Origin of the sequence: Hymenobacter coccineus (genome assembly GCF_001816125.1) — a bacterium.
Classification (GTDB): Bacteria; Bacteroidota; Bacteroidia; order Cytophagales; family Hymenobacteraceae; genus Hymenobacter; species Hymenobacter coccineus.
This window is the reverse complement of record NZ_MDZA01000254.1, coordinates 1-1,975: the sequence shown is the minus strand read 5'-3', so window position 1 is coordinate 1,975 and position 1,975 is coordinate 1. Positions and strand designations below refer to the sequence as shown.

The 1,975-nt window shown below is 64.2% G+C and carries 1 protein-coding gene; it reads right to left on the bottom strand.

Annotated elements, in window-relative coordinates:
* A partial coding sequence (locus BEN49_RS14425) for an OstA-like protein (RefSeq protein WP_070744533.1) occupies positions 1–1,704 on the bottom strand: 1,704 nt, incomplete at its 3' end.
* Positions 1,705–1,975: the final 271 nt, after the last annotated feature.

The window sequence follows — 1,975 nt, the reverse complement described above, 5'->3', positions numbered from 1 at the left end:
GGCGGGCGGCTTGCGCGAGCTGGCGCTGGGGGCCCCCCGGGTGGTTTTTTTGGCCGGGCGCTTGGCGCGCGTGGACTTCTTTTTGGCAGCCGGCTTGCGGCGGGGCGGGCGGTCGTCGAACTGCTTGCCCAGCACCTGGCGGCGGGTGGGCCGCTCGTCGTTGCGCCAGCGGTAGCCCTTGAGGCGCGTGTCGGGCTCCTTTATTTCGTGCGGCGGGATAAAGTTGGCGTCGGGGTTGCCCAACATCGTGATTTTTTGCAGCTTGTTGTCAGCAAAGCGCATCGTCATCGTGGCCGACACGCCCTTGTTCATGCCCGTCACAACGGTGTCGCCGTCGAGGGCGTAGGCGATGCTTTCGGCGTTGCCCAGCACATCGATGCGCCCAATCTGGCCCCCGCGGAAGTAGGCCATGATGTTGCGGCCCTTCATCTGATTGAAGTTCAGCAGCGTGTCTTGGTTGATGACGAACGAGTTGGCGTACAGCCGCATCTGGTCAACCTTACCGCGCTTCTGCCGGATTTGCATCGAGTCGGCCACCATCTGGGTGTGGACCTGCCACAGCACTGGGTCGCGGTTCAAGTAGATGATGCTGTCCTGGCGGTCATAGGTCAGCGAATCGCAGCGCCCTTGCAGGTTGGCCTTGAAAATTCGGGCCTTGGGGTAGGCGTACAGCACCTGGCGCACGTTGGGCGTGCCGGGGCGGCTTTCCACGCTCAGCAGCGTGTCGGCGGCCATGTACAGGGTGTCTTTGCCCGAAATGTTGCGCACCACCGGCCGGCCGCCGTAGAGCTTGGTGCGGCCCAACGCGCGCCAGTGCCGGCCAAAGTCGCCGCGCAGCGTGATGTTGTCCTTCTTGGAAATGAGCGTGACGTGCCCCGCCGCCTCGCCGTAGAGCCGGCCCTCGTCGTACACCAGCCGGTCGCCGCCGAGCAGGTAGTTGGGCGTGTCAATTTTAGCGCTTTTCTGGAAATCCGATACCCGCGTGACGGTGTTGTAGTTGCCCTTCTCGGCGTACAGATTACCCTGCTGGCCCCGGATGCGGGTAGGCCCGTCAAAATAGGCTATCTTGCTGATGGTGTTGTAGGTCAGCGTGTCGTTGTTGAGGTCGGTGCGCTGGTTCTTAGCGTCGATGGACACGAGGTGCACGTCGCGCTTGAAGACGAACACCTTGCTGTTGGTGTCGTAGAAACCCTGCTGGCTGTCGAGCGTGTTTTGCGGATCGGTGAGGTGGCCGGTTTCGAAGTAAGTGGCCGTTTTGCGGTTCAGGTCGTAGTTGAGCGTGGGCGTGGTCAGGGTCATGCGCGGGTCGCGCATCACCACGTTGCCCACCATACGGGCCGTGCGCAGGTTGCCGTTGTAGTAGCCCTTGTCGCCGGTAATGGTCACGGTATCGTTCTGCACGACGCGCACGTTGCTGAACGCCTCAATCTCGTTGCGGTCGATGTACTGGTAGGCCGAGTCGCAGTACAGAAACGTGTCGCCCTGCTTGAAGGCCACGTTGCCCAGCACCTTGCGAATTTTCACGCCCTCGGGCGTCGTGACGCCTACTAGCTCCCCGGCACCTTTCAACAGCTCCACGGGCGTGCCTTTGGCAACGGGCTTGGTGGGCTGGGGCCCCGGGCGGGGTGCGCCACCGGGCTGCTGGGCCCACGCGAGGGCCGGCAGCAGCAGCAAGAGCAGAATAAAAAAGCGGAAGCGGGGCATTTAGCGGGCAAAGGTACGGCGGCCGGCGGGGCCTAACGCGCATCTTTGCGGCTTAGTGCCCGGAGGCCCCGGTTCAGGTTAGTCGTTCACTGCTGCTATGAAAATCCATCTCTTCGGGGCGGCCGGGGCGGGCGCCACCACGCTGGGCACGGCGCTGGCGGCGGCCCTGGGGGTGCCGTACTTCGACAGCGACGACTACTTCTGGGGGCCCTCCGCCGTGCCGTTTGCCGTGCGGCGGCCCGCCGCCGCGCGCAATGCGCTGCTGGCCCGC